At 68.5% G+C, this 18,420-nt stretch carries 16 protein-coding genes and 1 pseudogene; 6 read left to right on the top strand and 11 right to left on the bottom strand.

Annotation, left to right across the window (positions count from 1 at the left end):
• Positions 1-40: 40 nt before the first annotated feature.
• Positions 41-955 carry a LysR family transcriptional regulator gene (locus NM961_RS16510; protein WP_255915512.1) on the bottom strand — a complete coding sequence of 305 codons (915 nt, stop codon included), beginning with the start codon at positions 953-955 and terminating at the stop codon, positions 41-43.
• A gap of 120 nt (positions 956-1,075) precedes the next feature.
• On the opposite strand from NM961_RS16510, the gene NM961_RS16515 reads away from it, so the two are divergent.
• From NM961_RS16515 to NM961_RS16525, 3 genes are all read left to right on the top strand, one after another.
• Positions 1,076-1,834: an SDR family NAD(P)-dependent oxidoreductase gene (locus NM961_RS16515; protein WP_255915513.1), complete on the top strand. Its 759-nt coding sequence runs from the start codon at positions 1,076-1,078 to the stop codon at positions 1,832-1,834.
• 81 nt (positions 1,835-1,915) lie between these two features.
• Positions 1,916-2,596, top strand: a complete 681-nt coding sequence (locus NM961_RS16520) for a hypothetical protein (RefSeq protein ID WP_255915514.1) — start codon at positions 1,916-1,918, stop codon at positions 2,594-2,596.
• Positions 2,597-2,937: 341 nt separating this feature from the next.
• Positions 2,938-5,157: a DUF11 domain-containing protein gene (locus tag NM961_RS16525; protein ID WP_255915515.1), complete on the top strand. Its 2,220-nt coding sequence runs from the start codon at positions 2,938-2,940 to the stop codon at positions 5,155-5,157.
• 225 nt (positions 5,158-5,382) lie between these two features.
• On the opposite strand, the gene NM961_RS16530 is transcribed toward NM961_RS16525, so the two are convergent.
• The 3 genes from NM961_RS16530 to NM961_RS16540 all read right to left on the bottom strand — a co-directional run bounded on the left by NM961_RS16530 (position 5,383) and on the right by NM961_RS16540 (position 8,647).
• A complete protein-coding gene (locus tag NM961_RS16530; protein WP_255915516.1) occupies positions 5,383-6,543 on the bottom strand; it encodes a patatin-like phospholipase family protein in 1,161 nt (386 codons plus the stop codon).
• A gap of 455 nt (positions 6,544-6,998) precedes the next feature.
• The gene (locus NM961_RS16535; protein ID WP_255915517.1) at positions 6,999-8,246 is read right to left on the bottom strand and encodes an RNA polymerase sigma factor; all 1,248 of its coding nucleotides are present in this window, start codon (positions 8,244-8,246) and stop codon (positions 6,999-7,001) included.
• Complete coding sequence (locus tag NM961_RS16540; RefSeq protein WP_255915518.1) at positions 8,243-8,647, bottom strand: YciI family protein; 405 nt, start codon at positions 8,645-8,647, stop codon at positions 8,243-8,245. Before NM961_RS16540 ends, NM961_RS16535 begins: the two co-directional genes overlap by 4 nt.
• Before the next feature lie 175 nt (positions 8,648-8,822).
• On the opposite strand from NM961_RS16540, the gene NM961_RS16545 reads away from it, so the two are divergent.
• A complete protein-coding gene (locus tag NM961_RS16545; protein WP_255915519.1) occupies positions 8,823-9,149 on the top strand; it encodes an ArsR/SmtB family transcription factor in 327 nt (108 codons plus the stop codon).
• A 2-nt stretch (positions 9,150-9,151) separates the two neighbouring features.
• On the top strand, positions 9,152-9,613 hold the full coding sequence (locus tag NM961_RS16550) for an SRPBCC family protein (protein WP_255915520.1): 462 nt from the start codon (positions 9,152-9,154) through the stop codon (positions 9,611-9,613).
• A gap of 91 nt (positions 9,614-9,704) precedes the next feature.
• On the opposite strand, the gene NM961_RS16555 is transcribed toward NM961_RS16550, so the two are convergent.
• From NM961_RS16555 to NM961_RS16580, 6 genes are all read right to left on the bottom strand, one after another.
• Positions 9,705-10,091, bottom strand: a complete 387-nt coding sequence (locus tag NM961_RS16555; RefSeq protein ID WP_255915521.1) for a VOC family protein — start codon at positions 10,089-10,091, stop codon at positions 9,705-9,707.
• A gap of 139 nt (positions 10,092-10,230) precedes the next feature.
• Positions 10,231-10,554 carry a hypothetical protein gene (locus NM961_RS16560; protein WP_255915522.1) on the bottom strand — a complete coding sequence of 108 codons (324 nt, stop codon included), beginning with the start codon at positions 10,552-10,554 and terminating at the stop codon, positions 10,231-10,233.
• Between the two features lie 100 nt (positions 10,555-10,654).
• Positions 10,655-11,098 (bottom strand): HD domain-containing protein, encoded by a 444-nt coding sequence (locus tag NM961_RS16565; RefSeq protein WP_255915523.1) that lies wholly within the window; start codon positions 11,096-11,098, stop codon positions 10,655-10,657.
• Positions 11,095-11,487 (bottom strand): VOC family protein, encoded by a 393-nt coding sequence (locus NM961_RS16570; protein ID WP_255915524.1) that lies wholly within the window; start codon positions 11,485-11,487, stop codon positions 11,095-11,097. The genes NM961_RS16565 and NM961_RS16570 overlap by 4 nt, the downstream gene beginning before the upstream one ends.
• Positions 11,488-11,527: 40 nt before the next feature.
• Positions 11,528-11,866, bottom strand: a complete 339-nt coding sequence (locus tag NM961_RS16575; protein ID WP_255915525.1) for a hypothetical protein — start codon at positions 11,864-11,866, stop codon at positions 11,528-11,530.
• A gap of 269 nt (positions 11,867-12,135) precedes the next feature.
• The gene (locus NM961_RS16580; protein ID WP_255915526.1) at positions 12,136-12,783 is read right to left on the bottom strand and encodes a RhiA family protein; all 648 of its coding nucleotides are present in this window, start codon (positions 12,781-12,783) and stop codon (positions 12,136-12,138) included.
• A gap of 217 nt (positions 12,784-13,000) precedes the next feature.
• On the opposite strand from NM961_RS16580, the gene NM961_RS16585 reads away from it, so the two are divergent.
• Positions 13,001-13,507: a hypothetical protein gene (locus NM961_RS16585; protein ID WP_255915527.1), complete on the top strand. Its 507-nt coding sequence runs from the start codon at positions 13,001-13,003 to the stop codon at positions 13,505-13,507.
• A 149-nt stretch (positions 13,508-13,656) separates the two neighbouring features.
• Here NM961_RS16585 and NM961_RS16590 read toward each other — a convergent pair.
• Positions 13,657-17,706 (bottom strand): annotated as a pseudogene (locus NM961_RS16590) (ExeM/NucH family extracellular endonuclease); the annotation flags it as partial.
• Positions 17,707-18,420: the final 714 nt, after the last annotated feature.

An 18,420-nucleotide genomic window follows, 5' to 3' on the forward strand; every position in this document is an offset into this window, starting at 1 on the left:
GGATCCCTGATCACCGATCCCGAAGCCCGGTGCCGCCCGCTCAAGCGGCCGGCGCCAGCAGATAGGGCTGCAGCACTTCGGCCAGCCACTGCATGAACACCTGTACCCGCTTGGGCAGGTGGCGCCGGTTGGCGTACAGGATGGAAACCGGCATGGGCTCGGGCCGCCATTGCGGCAGTACCTCGACCAGGTTGCCGCGTTCCAGATCTTCGCGCAGGCCCACATCCGGCACCTGGATCAGGCCCAGGCCCGCCAGGCAGGCGCTGCGATAGGCCTCGGAATTGTTCACCACCAGCGACAGCGGCATGTCGATCAGCTGGGCCTGGCCGGCGGCATCGACGTATTCAAAACCTTCCGGCTTGCTGCCCAGCAGCGGGGCGTAGCCGATCAGGCGGTGCTGTTGCAGGTCTTCCAGCGAGCGCGGCAGGCCGTAGCGCTGCAGATAGGCCGGGCTGGCCACGCTGACCGTGCGGAAATGGCCCAGCGGCCGCGCCACCAGGCTGGACTCGGCCAACTGGCCGACCCGCACCACGCAGTCGAAGCCTTCACGCACCAGATCCACGCGGCGGTCGGTGCTGCCCACTTCCAGCTGTATGCCGGGATGCCCGGCCAGGAAGCGCGGCAGCTGCGGCACCACCAGATGGCGCGCCACGCCTACTGGCATGTCCACGCGCAGGCGGCCGGTATAGGCGGCCTCGCCGAGCTGGAACATGGCCTGCATTTCCTCAAGATCCGCCAGCACATCCTGGCAGCGCTCGTAGAACACCTGGCCGTCCTGGGTCAGCTGCACCCGCCGCGTGGTCCGGTGCAGCAAGCGCGTGCCCAGCTGGTTCTCCAGCTGCTGCACCGCGCTGGACACGCTGGCCTTGGGCAGGCCCAGGCGCTCGGCGGCCTGGGTGAAGCTGGCCAGTTCGGCCACGCGGCGGAAGATCTGCAGGCTTTCGACCAGGTCCATGGGTGTTCCGGCTATTCGTAGATTCCGAACAGTCTAATCAAATCATCCTGGTTTATCCGTATCCGGCGATCAATAAACTGTGTGACACGGCAGTTCCGCCGCAGTCACCCGGAGTCATCCATGAATCGCAAGATCGCTCTCATCACCGGCGGCAGCCGCGGCCTGGGCCGCAATGCCGCGCTCAAGCTGGCCGCCAGAGGCGTGGACGTGGTGCTGACCTACCGCGACCGCCGCGACGAGGCCGACAGCGCCGTCGCCGCGATCCAGGCGGCCGGCGGCCAGGCCGCGGCGCTGGCGCTGGATCTCGCCAACAGCGCCAGCTTTGCCGCCTTCGCCGCCGAGCTGCGCAGCCTGCTGGCGCGGCAGTGGCAGCGCGAGGATTTCGACTTCCTGGTCAACAACGCCGGCATGGGCGCCCATGCCGCCTTCGCCGACACCAGCGAGGCCCAGTTCGACGCGCTGATGAATGTCCACCTCAAGGGTACCTTCTTCCTGACCCAGGCCCTGCTGCCGCTGCTGCGCGACGGCGGCCGCATCGTCAATATTTCCTCCGGCCTGACCCGCTTCGCCCTGCCGGGCTATGCGGCCTATGCCGCAATGAAGGGCGCGCTGGAAGTGCTCACGCGCTACCTCGCGCGCGAGCTGGGCGCGCGCGGCATCGCCGTGAATACGCTGGCACCGGGCGCGATAGAAACCGATTTCGGCGGCGGCGCCGTGCGCGACAACGCCGCGCTCAATGCGCAGATCGCCGGCCTCACCGCGCTGGGCCGGGTCGGCCTGCCCGATGACATCGGCGGCGCCGTCGCCTCGCTGCTGGCGCCCGAGAACGGCTGGATCAACGCCCAGCGCATCGAGGCCTCCGGCGGCATCTTCATCTGAGCGCAGCGGCGTGGACGGCGCCGGCGCGCATGGCATCATGGGGCCGTAAGCGGCAACCGTGCGGCCGCGGCGAAAGCGCCCATGCAGGAACTCAAGGATTGCACCGCGCTGCGGCAGCAATTGCAGGAAATCGGCTGCGTGCTCGACTTCAGCGTATTCGCCCTAGACGGCGAAGACGGTGCTGACGCCGCCACCCATCGCGCGGCGGCGCTGCACACGCTGCGCACGCTGCAGCGCGACAGCGACGCCTATTTCGAGCGCCTGCTGCGGCGGCCCGAATACGCCGCGCGCCGGCGCGAGGAATTCTTCCGCATGCATGTGGACGCCGCCGCGCTGGGCGTCGGGGAATTGCTGGACACGGCCGAATTCCTCGGCCCCTTGTGCGACCTCGCGCGCGGCGCGCTGCTGCTGCGCGGCGAGGAGAATCCCGGCCGCGACGACCTGTATTGGTACGGCGACGCGGAAATCGCCGCCAACCGCGTGCGCGCGCCGGAACTTCGCGGCGACGGCGGCCTGGCCTATGCCTACCTGTACCCGCCCTACAACCTGCATGCCGACAACGCCGTGCGCAACGGCCTGTTCTTCGAGTTGCTGGACCATCTGATCGGCGGCCGGCGCGGCGACTACGTGATCCGGCGCTGGAGCGCGGCCAGCTCCAATTACTTCGATGCCGGCCGCGAGTGGTGGGGCACGTATTTCTGGACCGTGTACCCGCACGGCACGCGCCGCATCGTCGGCATCGCCGGGTCCAGCACCGACTGAGCGGCGCAGACAGCCGCTGTCCCGCGCCGGCCGTCCGCCGGGCCGGCCGGCGTGTGCGTGGGCGGTTCGTGGCATCGGTCAGCGTGTGGTCCGAAGTGTGCGGCGGTGCACGCGCTTCGCAACCGGCCTGGTATCGTGCTGCAGCGGTTTCGCGATACTTTGTACAAGTTTAATTGTATTTAATCTGCCGCGTTCCCCCGCCTGCGCGCGGCCTGATTGCCCGCTGGCCCGTTTTTCGCTTTGATACCCGGACAACCGCTGTCCACCGCGCCCGCGCGGCGGACAGCGGTGCGACCGTGACAATTCCAGCACCACCATGCCGTTCCTCAGGGGGGGAATCCATGAAAGGTCTTTCGCCCGGCCGTATTGCGGCCGCGCTGTTGCTCGTGGGGGCGTGCGGCGCCCAGGCCGCCGAACGCGGACAGGCCCAGGCCGACCTGTCCATCACCAAGAGCAACGGCGTGAACCAGGTGCTGCCCAACAGCACCTCGCGCTATACCATCGTCGCTTCCAATGCCGGCCCCGGCGCGGCCGCGGCGCGGGTGTTCGACCAGTTCCCGGCACAGTGCATATCGGCGAACTACACCTGCAGCGGCAGCGGCGGCGGTATCTGCGCGCCGCTGGGCAGCAGCCCGATCAACGAGATCGTCAGCCTGCCCGCCGGTGCCAGCGTGACCTACAACGCCGACTGCGGCGTAGGCGCAGTGACGCCGGGGCAGATCAGCAATACCGCCACCATCGCGCCCGAAGCCGGCACGGTCGACCCCAACCCGGGCAACAACAGCGCCACCGACACCGATCTGCTGGGCGAAATGGCCGATGTGATGGTGGTCAATTCGGACAACCGCAGCACTGCCGCGCCGGGCGCGCAGCTGGTCTACACCATCCGCGTGCTCAACCAGGGCCAGACCGGCGTCAACGGCGTCAGCGTGAGCGATACCTTCCCGCCGAACTGCCTGCCTGACAGCTGGACCTGCACCGGTGTCGGCGGCGCAGTCTGTCCGGCCTCGGGCACGGGCGATCTCACTGCGGCGGTAAACCTGCCCGTGGGCAGTTTCGCCACATTCCTCGCCCGCTGCACCATTCCGGCCAATGCCGCGCCGGGCACCCTCACGAACACGGCGACCGCGACCCTGCCGCCCGGCGTGCTGGACCTGGATCCCGCCAACAACAGCGCGACGGACACCACCGATATCCTGGGCGTGGCCAACCTGAGCGCGACCAAGACCGTCAGCGGCAACTACACCATCGGCAGCACCGTCACCTATACCGTCGTCATCAGCAATAACGGCACCGGCCCTCAGGGCAACAATCCCGGCGATGAATTCGTCGACTGGCTGGAGCCGAACCTGCAGCTGGTTTCAGCCAGCGCCAGCAGCGGCAGCGCCACAGTCAATCCCGCGCTGGGCCAGGTCAGCTGGAACGGCGCGATCGCGGCCGGCGCCAGCGTCACCCTCACCATCAACGCGATCATCGGTCCCGGCGCGCTGGGCACCGTGGCCAATATCGGCCTGATCTATTACGACAGCGACGCCAACGGCACCAACAACCGCCAAGTGCTCACCGACGATCCTTCGCAGCCGGGCAGCCAGGATCCGACCACCTTCGTGGTCAATGTTCCGACCCGGCTCACGGCGAAAATGAACGCCTACAATTTCGGCACGGGCTATGTGCAGGGCGGCGACGTCTACTACCTCGTGCGGATCGACAACAGCGGCAACGCCCAGGCCGACAATCCCGGCGACGAGTTCGTCGACGTGCTGCCGGCCGGCCTGCGGGTGGACGCCGTGCAGGCGAATGTCGGCACGGCCGCCATCGACCGCGCCACCAACACCGTGCGCTGGAATGGCGCCATTCCGGCCCATGGCGTCGTCAGTTTCATCATCGCCGCGGATATCGACCTGACCACGCTGGGAGCGGTCAGCAACCAGGCCAGCGTGAATTACGACAGCAACGGCGACGGCACGAACGACACGGTCATCCTGACCGACGATCCTTCCCAGCCCGGCGCCAACGATCCCGCCGTCATCAATGTGGTCGCCGTGCCCACGCGCGTGACCTCGACCAAGGCCGTCTACGGCGACCGTCATCCGCGCGGCAAGCGCCTGCCTTACCTGATCCGCCTGGACAACGCGGGTTCGATCGCGCAGCCGGACAATCCCGGCGACGAGATGGTCGATATCCTGCCGCGCGGTCTGGATTTCGTCGCCGCGCGCGCGACCGCGGGCGTGGTCGCCTACGACGCGGCGACGCGCCGGCTGAGCTGGAATGGCGTGGTGCCGCCCTACAGCGCGGTGGCGGTAGAGCTGGATGTCGTGGTCAGCGCCGATGCCAGCGGCGTAATCAGCAACCAGGCCACTGTGTATTACGACGCCGATGGCGATGGCAGCAACGAAAGCACCGCACTCAGCGACGATCCGCAGATCGCCGGCACCGACCAGCCGGCGCGCTTCAGCGTGATCGCGCCCGTGCCGGGGCCGGGACTGCCGGCGCTGCTGCTGCTGGCCCTGGGCCTGCTGCTGGGCGCCGGATGGCGGCTGCGCGGGCGTGCTGCGGGATAAGGTCAGGACCCGCGCGATCCCCGATGGATCGCGCGGGTCGCCCCGGTGTTGGTGTGCGGCGTGGCGAAATGCGTGTTCCTGCAGGCGATTTTTCAACGTGTGTAGCCAGCGTTGCGCCGCTGTCGCTTCGTATCGCGGATGTGAGCGCCGTGCCAGCATTGCCGGATACGGCGGCGTGATATTCCGCCTTTTCCGGCACAGTGGCCGCTCGCGCCGCGCTGCGGCTCACTCCGGCCGGTGCGCCAGGTCGTACTGGGTTACGCCGTCCTCCAGGCCCGAAGAGCGCAGCCATTCCGGGTGCTGCAAGGTATCGCACATGTCGCGCCGCCCGGCTTCCCAGTGTTCGTGCACCGAGGCGCGCGAGAACTCGTAGTCCTTGGATTCCAGTTCGTACGGCTTGTGCCGGTAGATCAGCTGCACGATGTCGACGCGGCCCTGGTGCAGGGCGGCGCGCAGGGCCTCGACCTGCGGATCGCCGCGCAGCGATTCCGGCAGCCGCGCGAGCAGGTCGCGCGCAGCCTGGCGCGTGTTGGCAATCTGCGCCGCCATGTTGCTGTTGTAGCGCGTGCGGCTGGAATACAGGATGTCTTTCTGCCTCTGTGCCACTTCTGCCAGATTGCGCGGCAGCGCGCCGCGGGCCGGGAACAGATCCACCTGCAGCACCAGCTGGCTGCGCCCGGCGCGGGCATCGAGCAGGTATTGCAGCGGCGTGTTGGAGACGATGCCGCCGTCCCAGTAGAACTCGCCGTCGATCTCCACCGGTGCGAATGCCGGCGGCAGCGCGCCGGAAGCGAGGATGTGCTGCGGTCCCAGCCGGCAGTGGTGGTTGTCGAAATACACCGAATTGCCGCTGCGCACATTGACCGCGCCCACCGACAGTCGCACGCGCCGGCTGTTGATCAGATCGAAGTCGACATGCTGCTCCAGCGTGCGGCGCAGCGGCGCGGCATCGTACAGCGACAGCGCGGCGGGATCGCCGTCGGGGCGCAGCCACGGCGGCGGCAGGCGCGGTTCGTAGAAACCGGGCACGCCCAGCATGGCCGACCACAGCGCGCTGAACTGGTTGAAGCCCGAGCGCGGCCCGGGCCACAGTTCACCCAGCCATTGCTGCGGCCAGCTGCGTTGCGGGCCGTGCTGCAGATGGGAAGACACCTGATCCCAGAAATCGCCCAGCGCCCGCAGGCGGCGCCCGGGCGGATTGCCGGCGATCAGTGCCGCGTTGATCGCGCCTATGGATACGCCGGCGATCCAGTCCGGCTGGTACTCGGTCTTGTGCAGTTCCGCATAGACGCCGGCCTGGTAGGCGCCGAGCGCGCCGCCGCCCTGCAGGACCAGGGCGATGCCGTCGTAGTTCTGGCGCAGGCCGGCGCTGGCGGTGGGAGGCATGGCGATGGCTGTGCGCAGTGGGGACGGCGCAGTGTAGGAGGCCGGCGCCGTTCAGGGCCAGCCGGGCCGCGGCGGCGTGCGCTCGGATCCGTGCGCCAGCCCTGCGCCCTGTGTCAGCACCGGCAAGGACAGCGGCGGCAATCCGCACCACCCCTGCATGATCGCTGTCGCGGACGGGCACCGGGCGGCGGTCGCGGAGCGCGGCGCCAGGGCGGAGAGGGAAGCGGTCTGCACACGCCGGCAGACGGGCCTGGCGGCGTTCTGCCGCGGCCTGGGCGCCGGCGGGCGCGGATCCGGTGTTTGAAAAAATACTGGAAATTTCTGCTGTGCGGACGGTGGGACGGGCGGCGTCCGGGCCGGCGGATGCGCTGCTTCGCGCCGCAGGCCGGGGTGCCAGGCCGGGGGACGCCTGTGCGCCGGCCGGTGTCGGCCCAGCCCTTTTCGCGCAGCAATGCTCAGCCTGCGTGCCGCGCCGCTTCCGCGGCCTTGCCCAGCAGGTAATCCCGCTCCGCCTGGTTGCCCGTACGTGCGGCGGCATCGCGGAACAGCGCGGCCGCGGCGCCGTGTTCGCCGGCCAGCGCGTGCAGATGGGCGCGGGCCGCGGCCAGGCGGTGATGGCTCGCCAGGCGCGGATCCAGCGCCAGCTGCCGCAGTTGCTCCAGCCCGTGCTGCGGGCCGTGCACCATGGCCGCGGCGATGGCCTGATTGAGCCGCACCATGGGATTGTCGTCCATGCGCGCGAGCAGGCCGTACAGGGCCAGGATCTGCGGCCAGTCGGTCTGCGCCGCGTCGGCGGCTTCGTCGTGCAGGGCGGCGATGGCCGCCTGCAACTGGTAAGGGCCGACCGCGCCGCGGGTCAGCGCGCGGCTGACCAGGGCCACGCCTTCGGCGATGGCGTTCCGGTCCCACAGGCGGCGGTCCTGCCCGGCCAGCGGGATCAGTTCGCCGCGGCTGCCGCTGCGGGCGCGGCGGCGTGCGTCGGTGAGCAGCATCAGGGCGAGCAGGCCGGCGCTTTCCGCATGGGCCGGCAGGCGCGCCAGCAGCAGCCGGGTCAGGCGTATCGCCTCGGCGGCCAGGTCCTCGCGCTGCAGCGCATCGCCGCCGCTGGCGGCATAGCCTTCGTTGAAGATCAGGTACAGCACATGCAGCACGGCTGCCAGGCGCGCTTCGCGTTCCTGTGCCGTCGGTGTCTCGAAGCCCAGGCCGGATTCGCGGATGCTGCGCTTGGCGCGGCTGATGCGCTGGGCCATGGTCGCCTCGGGCACGAGGAAGGCATGGGCGATCTCGGCCGTGCTCAGGCCGCCAACCGCGCGCAGGGTCAGCGCGATCGCGCTGGGCGTGGTCAGGGCCGGATGGCAGCACAGGTAGAGCAGGGCGAGGGTGTCGTCCTGTTCCGTTTCGTCGCTGTATTGGATGGCCGGCGCGACCGGTTCGCTGGCGTGCAACCCGTATTCGCGCTGGCGCCGCGCGGTTTCGCTGCGCAACTGGTCGGTGCAGCGGCGCAGCGCGACCTGCACCAGCCAGGCGCGCGGATGCGCCGGCAGGCCCTGCTCCGGCCACTGCGCCGCGGCGGCGAGCAGGGCTTCCTGCACCGCATCCTCCGCTGCGGCGAAATCGCCGCAGCGGCGCGTGACGATGGCGACTACCTGCGGCGCGAGTTCGCGCAGCAGGCGTTCGATCTGCGGCGGCAGTGTTTCCTTCATGCGTCGTCGCCGTGCCTGAAGCCCAGCATCTGCCGCACCTGCACCGGCCAGTTGCCGGGCTTGCCGCCGCGGCCGGGACCGTGCGACCAGCGCGCCGCGATCTCGTGCGCGCGCTGCACATTTTCCACATCGACGATCAGGTAGCCGGCGAGGAATTCCTTGGACTCGGCGAACGGCCCGTCGGTGACCGCGGGCGAACCGTCGGCGCCGGCGCGCACTTCGGTCGCGGCTTCCGGCCCGGTCAGGCCCTGGGTATCGACCAGTTCGCCGGCCTGCTCCAGATCGGCGCGCATGCGCGCCAGGTAGTCCATATGCCGCGCCGCGTCTTCCTGCGGCCACAGAGTGATGAGGTCGGTTCTCCAGCTGGACAGGGGAAATTGCATCAGCAGCATGTATTTCATGATCGCTCTCCGTGTCGAGGCGCCCGGGTCGGGGCCTGTTGCAGCTGAGTCGTAGCCGCGGGCGCGATTTCGACAGGTCCGGGATTATTTTTTCGTGCGTGTGCCCAGGCGGGCGCGGCGGCGGGTCGCGCAGGGCGGCTTTACATGCAACCAATTGGTTGCCTAACATGGCGCCATGGACGAGGTATTCAAAGCCCTGGCCGATGCCTCGCGCCGCGCCCTGCTGGACAGCCTGCACGCGCGCAACGGGCAGAGCCTGAGCGAACTCTGCGCCGGCCTGCAGCTGACCCGTCAGGCCGTGGCCAAGCACCTGGCCGTACTGGAGCAGGCCAATCTGGTCGCAGTGCTGTGGCGCGGCCGCGAGAAGCTGCATTTCCTCAATCCCGTACCCATCCACGAGATCGCCGAACGCTGGCTGGGCAAGTACGAACGCCATCGCCTGCGCCTGCTGGCGCAGCTGAAGCAACGACTGGAAGCCGCCGAGGGCGGCACGGAGGAGTGACCATGTCCGCGAACCGTTTTGTCTATGTCACCTATATCCGCACCACGCCGGAAAAACTCTGGCAGGCGCTGACTGCGCCGGAATTCACCCGCCAATACTGGGCCGGCTGCTGGTTCGACGCGGACTGGCGCGAAGGCGGCGGCTGGAAGCTGATGATTCCCGACGGCCGCATCGGCGATGCGGGCGAAGTGCTGGAGATAGATCCGCCGCGCCGCCTGGTGCTGCGCTGGAAGAACGTGTTCCTGCCCGGCCTGCGCGACGAGCCGGCGACGCGCTGCACGATCACGCTGGAGCCGGTCGGCGCCTCGGTCCGGCTGATGCTGGAACACGAGACCGAACTGGCCCGATCGCCGCTGCTGGATAGCCTGTCCCAGGGCTGGCCGCATCTGCTGGCCAGCGTGAAAAGCCTGCTGGAGACCGGCGAGCCGCTGGAAGTAACCCGGCATTGGCCCGAAGGGATTTGATTCGGAATTCGGAATTCGGGATTCGTGAGAGCGGTCCCGCATTGCTTTTACGAATCCCGGATCCCGTCACCCCCGATCTCGGCCGTTCGGCTCACTGCCCCTCGGGCGGCTGCCACAGCTCGATCTTGTTGCCCTCGGGGTCGGTGACCCAGCCGAACTTGCCGTATTCGTAGTCCTGCACCTTGTCGTCCACATTGCAGCCTTCGGCGCGCAGCGCGGCGAGCAGGGCGTCGAGATCGTCCACGCGGTAGTTCACCATGAACGGTGCGGTGCTCGGCGCGAAGTAATCCGAGTCCGCGGCGAAGATGCTCCATACCGTGGTGCCGGCGCCGGCGGGATTTTCGGGGCCGTTCCAGCGAAAGGCCGTGCCGCCCCAGTCCTCTACCGCGATGCCCAGGTGATCGCGGTACCACGCGCGCAGCGTTTCGGGATCCCTGGCCTTGATGAAGATGCCGCCTATGCCGGTTACACGTTTCATGCGGGTTGTCCTCCGGGAAAGTTCTCTGCCAAGGGATACTGGCATGGCGATGCTATCTGGCGGTGTGTGCCTTGCGGAATCGGTGCGCGTTCCGGGATTTGCAGCGCGGCAGGCTGCCCGCTGCCGCGTTGCCAGGAGTCTAGGTGACAACGGCGATGCCCAGCCCGAGGAACGACAGATTCAGGCCCAGACCCACCCAGGCGCGCCAATGCGGCGGCGGCCTGCACAGGGCAATCATGCCCAGCACCAGGCCTATGAACGAAAGCAGCATGACCAGCCAGACCAGTGCCATGGCCACGATTATGCCGGGCGGGTGGCCGGGCATATCGGAAAACCACCCAGCCACGGCGACGCCAGGCAGCTGTACCAGCGCCAGCCAGTAGGAAAAACGGCTCCAGTAGCTCGGGTGCGGATGGCGGTAGACCGGACGCCTGGACGGAGGAAAAGTCGTGTTTGTTTCCATTATGGAATCCTTCGCACGATTTTTCCTGCTTGCATAAAGTGTTCGGCAGCAGCCAGGCAGAGTTTCTGTGCGAGCGTGGGCAGGGGGAAATGCTCCCGTCTCAGGGTTCGCTTGTACTGGGCGCGGCCGCAAGCAGAATGGCGCGGACCTGCTCATATTCCTTCAGCCGTGCGAAATCCTTCTCCGTCGGTGCGGGAATGCGGCGCAGGTCCATGTTGTCGCCGACGTCGGCCAGCTTGACCGCGCGTGCGATGGGATTGGCCGCGGCGCGGTGGGCGGCGGCGATGCGGCCTTCGCCGGGCAGCTTGGTCAGGGCGCGCACGGCGTCGACGACGGCGGGCGGGAAGCCTTCGCGCTGCAGATCCTCGAAGGTGAGCGGCGTGTCCTCGACCACGTCGTGCAGCACCGCGGCCATGCGTTCGTGTGCGCCTTGCAGGGTCAGCATCAGCCGCAGCGGGTGCAGGATGTAGGGCGCGCCGGCCTTGTCGACCTGGCCGGCATGAGCGCGCGCGGCGATTTCTATGGCGCGTTCCAGCGTGCTCATGCCGGCACCGTGCCGTCGCCGTCGATGTTCTGGCCTATGCGCCAGAGCACGCCGCTGGGATCGTTCAGGCAGAAGTCGCGGATCATCCACGGCTGGTCCTCCGGCGGCAGCGCGCGCACGCCGTAGCGGCCGGCCAGGTCCTGTTCCTGCACGCGCCGCCACCAGGCTTCCACGTCGCGCACCAGCATATGCATCATGAAGTTTTCGCTGTGTTCCTTCACGTGGAAGCGCTGCAGCAGGAAGCTGCATTGGCCGGCGTGCAGGTAGGCCAGATCGTCCGATTGCCACGGCACGCTGAAGCCGAGGTCACGATAGAACTGCAGCGAGCGCTCGAAGTCGCTCGCCGGCACGAAGGCTTTTATTTCGACGGTTTCCAGGGGATCGGTCATGGCCGGATGGCGCGCGGTGGCGGGAATGGTTGCGCAGGGTTCAGCGGCTGCGGGTTAGCTCGACGCCGTCCACCGTCATCTTCCATTCGCCATCCTCTGCATGCGGCGGACGGCTGACGATGAAGGTGGTCTTGAACGGTCCCACGCCGACGATGAAATTATCGCCCTCGAAGCGCTGCAGCGGCGCCTTGATGGATTTGTGCATGCCGTTGTCGCGCCGGGTCACGTATTCGACCCGGCCGGCCTCGGTGATGAGGATGGTGGTGTTCTCCGCGCGCCACAGGCCGGCGTAGGCGGATTTGTCCGGCGGCAGCGGCTCGCTGCAGCCGGCGAGCAGTACCAGCAGCAGTGTCAGCAGCAGGACGAACGGCTTGCGCATGGTGAAGGCTCCGTGCGAAGGCGGTGCATGAGTGGCGGTTGGCAACGGGTGGCGTGCGGTGCGGCGCCGGCCGCCGGGTACGGGACGCGGCGGTAGCGGGCACGCCGCAGATCCGGCGCCGCCGCTGCGGCGCATGCCGTGTCCGGCGGTGTTGCGAGCGGCGTGCACAGAAGGCAATCCCACGTCCGGGCCGGCAGGTTGGCCGGCCTAGCGTAGCGCAAACCGCCCGCAGCGACAGGCGTCCGCAAGCGGCGGGCCGCGGCGCTGCCTCAGGATGCGGCGGGATCCGCGTCCGCTTCGGCTTCCGCCAGCGAGGGCTGGCTGATGGTCCAGGAAAAATCCGCATTCAGCTGGGCGACCATGGTGGTCACGCCGGGCGGGAACTCGACCCGTGCGCTGGGCAGGGTGGGTACGTCGAACAGGAATTCGCCCTCGGCAATATCGCCGAAAGTGACCCAGTAGCTGGTGCGCGCGCCGAACAGGGTGCGGCGGTTGGGCCGCGCCAGGGCGGCGAAGGTGGCCTTGCCGTTCATGCCCAGCCCCACCGACACGCTGTTCAGCGGCACGCTGGGCGTTTCTATCAGCACGAAATACTCGGGTATGGCGCCGTTCTTCTGGTTGGCGAATTCGTACATGCCGCCCGGGCCGGCGAGAAATTCGATCTGGTTGCCTTCGGTCGGCGTGGCCGGCGTGACCTGGGCGGCGAGGAACACGGTGCCGGGCTGGATATGGGAAACGCCGGCCCAGACGAAGGCCCAGTCCCTGTCGTCCCAGTCCATCTGCACCATGGCGCCCGGCCATGTCGGCTGCGACAGCCAGGCCAGCGGCATCAGCGTGTCCTTGTCGCTGCGCTGGTAGACAACCATGTTGCCCGGCGTGCCGGACTTGTTCAGCAGGATCAGGCGCAGCTTGGCCATGGCGTGCTCGCAGGCAGGAGTAGGGCAACTTTGGCGAGTTGTACTGTGCAGCACAAGCGACAAATGAGGCGGCCGGCGATCACTGCACGCCGGCCTTGGCCCGTTCGCGGCAGCGGGCGCGGTCGCGCGGAACGGTACTTTGTGCCGGACCGGATCTTTACCGCATCGCGCCTTCCGGCCACCATCGCCCGGCCATCTTTTTTGCGGGGAGAGGAGCATGCTTGCGCTGGGTCTTGCCGGGCTGTTGGGCGCCGCCGTGTCCACGCCGCCGGATGCGCCGTTGGCCGCGCTGGAGTTTCTCGCCGGCCACTGCTGGCGCGCCGCGCCGGCGGACGGCAATTCCACCGATACGCATTGCTTCGCGCGGCTGTATCCGCCGCATTTCCTGCGCGACAGCCATGTGGTCTGCGCCGGCGGCAAGCGTGTCTATGCGGGAGAGACCACGTATTGGCCTACGCCGGACGGCAAGACCGTCGCCTGGCGCTATCTCTCGTCGGCGGGACTGGTCATGGACGGCCGGCTGGAGCCGGCATCCGACGCACTGCGCTTCTCCGGCACCTATGTGGACGCCGACGGAACACACGAGGTGCGCGCGACCTGGACGCCCGGCAAGAACAGCTACCGCGCCCTCACGGAGGCGCGGCAGCCGGATGGCAGCTGGAGGCCGCAGTCGGATGCGGAATTCGTGCGGGTCGACGGTGCCGGGGCCTGCGCCGCGGGATAGCCGCGCGGGCGTTGCATGCGCCGCGCCCAGGCGCAGCGAGTCTGGATCCGTGTGCGCGGAGGGCCTGTGCCACAGGCCCTCCGCGCCGCGCTTGCTCAATCCACTTCAAACGACTGCAGCGACACCGGCGTGGACGTGCTGGCCATAGCCGTCTCGTTGCCCGGCGACGGATCCGCGGTGCTGGACGTGACGCTGGCCGTGTCGACGATCACGGTCACCGGCGCGCCCGCATCCACCGTCACTATCAGGATGAAGTTCACCGTTCCCGGCGACAGGCTGGCGGTACTGCAGCTGACGGTGCCGGTGGCGCCCACCGCCGGCGTGCTGCAGCTCCAGCCCGGCGGCGCGTTCAGCGCGGTGAAGGTGGTATTGGCCGGTATGGGATTGCTCAGCACCACGTTCGCCGCCGCGCTGGGACCAAAGTTGCGCAGCGCCAGCGTATAGGTGATGGGCTGGCCATTGATCACGCTGGACGAAGACGGCGTGTTGCTCAGAGCCAGGTCGGCCGCGGCGGTCACCAGCGTGGTTGCAGTGGCGGATTCGTTGCCCGTGACCGGATCGCTGGTGCTGGACGCCACGTTCGCCGTGCTGCTGATGCTGCCGCTGGCATCGGGCGCAACCGTGACGACCAGGGTGAACACCGCCGAACCCGGCACGAGCTGCGCATTGCTGCAGGACACGGTGCCGCTGGCGCCTGCCGCCGGGGTGGTGCAGCTCCAGCCACCCGGTGAACTCAGCGAAGTGAATGTCGTCGAGGCCGGGATTGCCGTGTTCAGGCTGACCGCGGCGGCGGCGCTGGGACCGGCATTGGTCACACTGATCGTGTAGCTCAGATTCTGGCCGGCGACCACACTGGCCGGCGCGGCGTTGCTGACCCCCAGATCGGCACTGGCCGACAGCGGCGTGGTCGCCGTCGCCGATTCGTTGCCCGGATTCGGGTCGGTCGTGGAGGAGGCTACCGTGGCCGTGCTGCTGATCGTCGCCGCCGTCGCGCCCGCGTCGACGTTCACGGCCAGGGTGAACACCGCCGTACCCGCAGCCAGGCTGGACCGGGTGCAGTTCACGTTGCCGCTGGCGCCCACCGCAGGCGTAGTGCAGGACCAGCCTGCCGGCGAAACCAGCGAAGCGAAGGTGGTGTCGGCCGGGATGGCGCTGCTCAGCGATGCGTTGGCCGCGTTGCTGGGACCGGCATTGCTGACGCTGATGGTATAGGTGATCGCCGCACCCGCGACGGCGCTGGCCGGCGCGGCACTGGTGTTCACGCCGAGGTCGGCCGACGCGGCGACCGTGGTCGTCGCCGTTGCGCTGTTGTTGCCGGGCGTGGGATCGCCGCTGGTACTGCTTGCAGTCACCGTGCTGCTCAGCACCGTGCCGTCGGCGACCGACGGATCGATCGCCACTACGAGGGTGAACACCGCACTGCCCACGGCCAGGCCCGGATTGCTGCAGCTGATCGTGCCGCCGGCGCCCACGGCCGGCGTGGTGCAGGACCAGCCGGCGACGGCCGGCAGCGCGACGAAGGTGGTGCCGCCGGGCAGCGTCAGCGTCCAGCTCGCGTTCGCCGCGGCGTCGGGGCCATTGTTGTTCACGTTGATCGTGTAGGTGAGGTTGCTGCCCGCGGCGACCGGGTCCGGCGAATCCGTGATGGTCGCGCCGAGATCGGAAGCCGCGAACAGGCCGACCAGCACCGGATCATGGTCGGCGGCGCGGTAGGGCGAGGCCGGCTGGAACACCACGCGCGGCGGCACCAGGGCGGAACCGTCGGGTTTTTCCTCGAACGCGGCCTCGCCGGTGTCGGCGATTTCGTCGTTGTAATCCAGCAGCGGCACTTCGTCGGCATTGATATGCCAGGCGCCGGCGTCGATCACCTGGCCCAGCAGCGAAGCCGAGGCCAGCGCATAGTCGAGGTGGCCGATGGTGCCGCCGAACACGTAGGAATAGGCATTCGCGCCGTTGAACGTGGTTTCCAGGTCGGTATAGCCGGCGGCGGCGAGCGTGGTGATCGGGTCTTCCTGCGCGTAGGCATTGAAATCGCCGAGCAGCAGCACATCCGGGTCGCCCGCGGCCGGCAGCACCGTGGTATTGATCCAGCTCAGCAGACGGTTGGCCTGGGCCACGCGCGTGGCGTTGTAGCAGCTCTGGCCGTCGCCCGCGTCCGCGTCGGCGCCGCTGGCGCCGCCGCAGCCCTTGGCGCGCAGGTGATTGGCGATGACGGTGAAGCGCTGGCCGAAGGCCGGGTTGGTGGCGTCGACCACGTCGAAGGTCTGCGCCGTCGGCGGGCGGTTGTGTACCGGATCCAGGTCCGACAGCGGCGCGCCCACCGGCGACACCACGCCGCTGCGATAGATCAGCTGCACGCGGATCGCATCCGTGCCCAGCGTGCCCCCGGTGTTGGCGAAGGCATACGGATGGGCGCCGCCGCAGCGTGCGTTGATCGCGCCGAGCAGGTCGGTGATGGTGGTGCTGGGCGTGGTGTTCTCCAGCTCCATGAAGGCGAAGATGTCGGCGTTCAGCGTGCAGGTCACCACCGAGATGCGTTCGCGCTGGCGGTTGAGTTCGGCCACGCTGTCGGCGCCGCGGCAGTCCAGCGTACCGCCCGGGCCGCAGGTACCGCTGTTGTTGCTCGCCGTGGTGTCGATGGTGGTGAAGTAGTTCAGCAGATTGCCGCCGGCGACCTTGATGGCGCCGCCGACGGCAGGCGGTGTGGCCGGGCGCGGATTGGCCACGGTGAAGTTTGCCGGCGCTGACGCCGTCGGCCGCAGGCGCCAGCTCGCCGCCGCGGCGCCGCCGGGGCTGGAGAAATCGAGCACGCCGCCGAGGCCGTTGACCACGTCGCCGCCGCGGAAGAAGTCGACGCCCTGGGTGCCGACGGAGAAGCCGCCGTTGGCGCGCGGGTGAAACACGAACTGCGAGCCGTTGGCCACGCCCAGGAAGGACTGTTCCGCGTTGTTGTCGTCATCCAGCAGTACGCGGCGGCGCGCCAGGTTGTCCTGGTAGGCGCTGTAGCCGGCGACGCTGGGCGTCGAGAATTCGGTGAACGCACGCGGCCGGCCGCCTTCCATCAGCACGATCTGGCCGTAGCGGCCCAGCTCGAAATAATCGCTGACGGTCAGCGTATCGACGAAGGTGACGCGCATGCTTTCGCGCGCCTCGTAGAACATGTCGATATCGCCGACCACCGGCAGGTCGACCGGCACCGGCGTGACCTCGGCCAGGCTGTTGCCGGCATCGGTCACCGTCACGGTGGTGGCGGTGATCTGGGTCTGTCCGTTGAATTCCGACACCGTGCCGCCGGCGCGCACGCGCTGGCCTTCGGCCACGGGCGTGGGGCAGCTGGCGCAGAACACGAAAATGCCCTCGGAAGTGTTCGGATCGGCATCCGCATCGGCGTCTTCCTCCTGCAGGAAAAAGCCCTGCAGGCGGCTGGCGCCCTGGAAGTTCGCCGTGACCACGCCTTCGACCAGCACCGTCGCGCCCGGAATCGGCGTGGCCGCGCCGTTGCCCTGCACGTCGTGGATGCGGCTCAGATCGTCGTTGACGATGTTGCCCAGGCCCTGGCTGTCCGTGGCAATCGCATTGACGACGTTGGTGACGTCGACGAAAAAGGTCTCGTCGCTTTCGGGCGTGATGTCGCCGTTGACCTGCACCGTGAAGGCGTAGGTGCTGCTGCCGGCGGGAATTGTCTGGGCGCTCAGCGATTGCGCCGCGTAGTCGCCCGGCGCTGCGGCCGTGCCGTTGGCGGTGGCGATATCGAAGGTCACGCCGCCGGCGGCGGCCGGTGCCGACAGGCTGACGGTGAAGGTGAACGCGGTGGTGCCGGCACTGCCCTCGTTGAGGGAGACGTCGTTGATCGTGAGGTTGGGCGCGGCATCGTCGTTGACGATGGTGCCCTGGCCCTGGCCGTCCGTCACCGTGGCGCCGGTGACATTGGTGATGTTGACGAAGAAGGTCTCGTTGGTCTCCGGCGCGGTGTCGCCGTTGACCAGCACGCTGAAGGCGTAGGTGCTGCTGCCGGCCGGGATGGTCTGGCTGGTCAGCGATTTGGCGGTGTAGTCGCCCGGCGCGGCGGCCGTGCCGTCGGCGGTGGCGATATCGAAGGTTACGCCGCCGGGGCCGGCGGGCGCCGACAGGCTGACCGTGAAGGTGAACGTCGTGGTGCCGGCGGCGCCCTCGTTGAGCGTGACGTCGTTGATGCTGAGGTTGAGCGGCACTACGAACTGCGGCGTCAGCGAGAAATCATCGGTCGCCAGGCCGTCGTCGGTGCTGCTGGCGTCGACATCGCTCCAGCGGATCCAGAAGGTCGCGCCGTTGGCGATGCTCAGGCCGGTGATCGCCGACGACAGGGCGGTGCGGTTGCCGGCGGCATTGCCGTTGAGGGCGCCGGCGGTCGTGGTATTCGGCGAGACGAAGTTCAGCGCCGTGACGTTGGTCCAGGTGCCGTTGGTCAGGTCGGTCGCGTTGGTGCTGTATTCAAAATTGGTCTGGTCCGTACGTCCGGCCGTGCCCAGGCGCCATTGCTCGCCGGTGTAGGCCACGTCCAGGCGGTTGATCGTCATGCCGGTGTTGTTGGTGAAGCAGGCGCCGATGGTGGAGATCAGCGTGCCGCTGCGCAGCTGGCCCAGCGCGCGTTCCGTCGCCCCGGCCGCGCCGTAGCTGAAGGTGTCGCCGGTGTTGGATGCGCCGGTATCCACGGCGTACTGCTCGTTGTCGCGCGCGCCGCCGCCGGCCTCGGTCATGAACCAGCCGGGGATGGTCAGGTTGTTGGTGGTCGAGCCGGCGGTGTTGGACAGCGTATCGAAATTCTGCGTTGAGGCCGACCCCAGCGTGGTCAGGCTGACGCATTGGGCCAGGCCCGGCGCCGACGACAGGCAATACAGCAGGCTGGCCAGCAGCCAGGCGCCGAGCAGGCGCGG

This window comes from Tahibacter harae, assembly GCF_024437735.1.
Taxonomy (GTDB): domain Bacteria; phylum Pseudomonadota; class Gammaproteobacteria; order Xanthomonadales; family Rhodanobacteraceae; genus Tahibacter; species Tahibacter harae.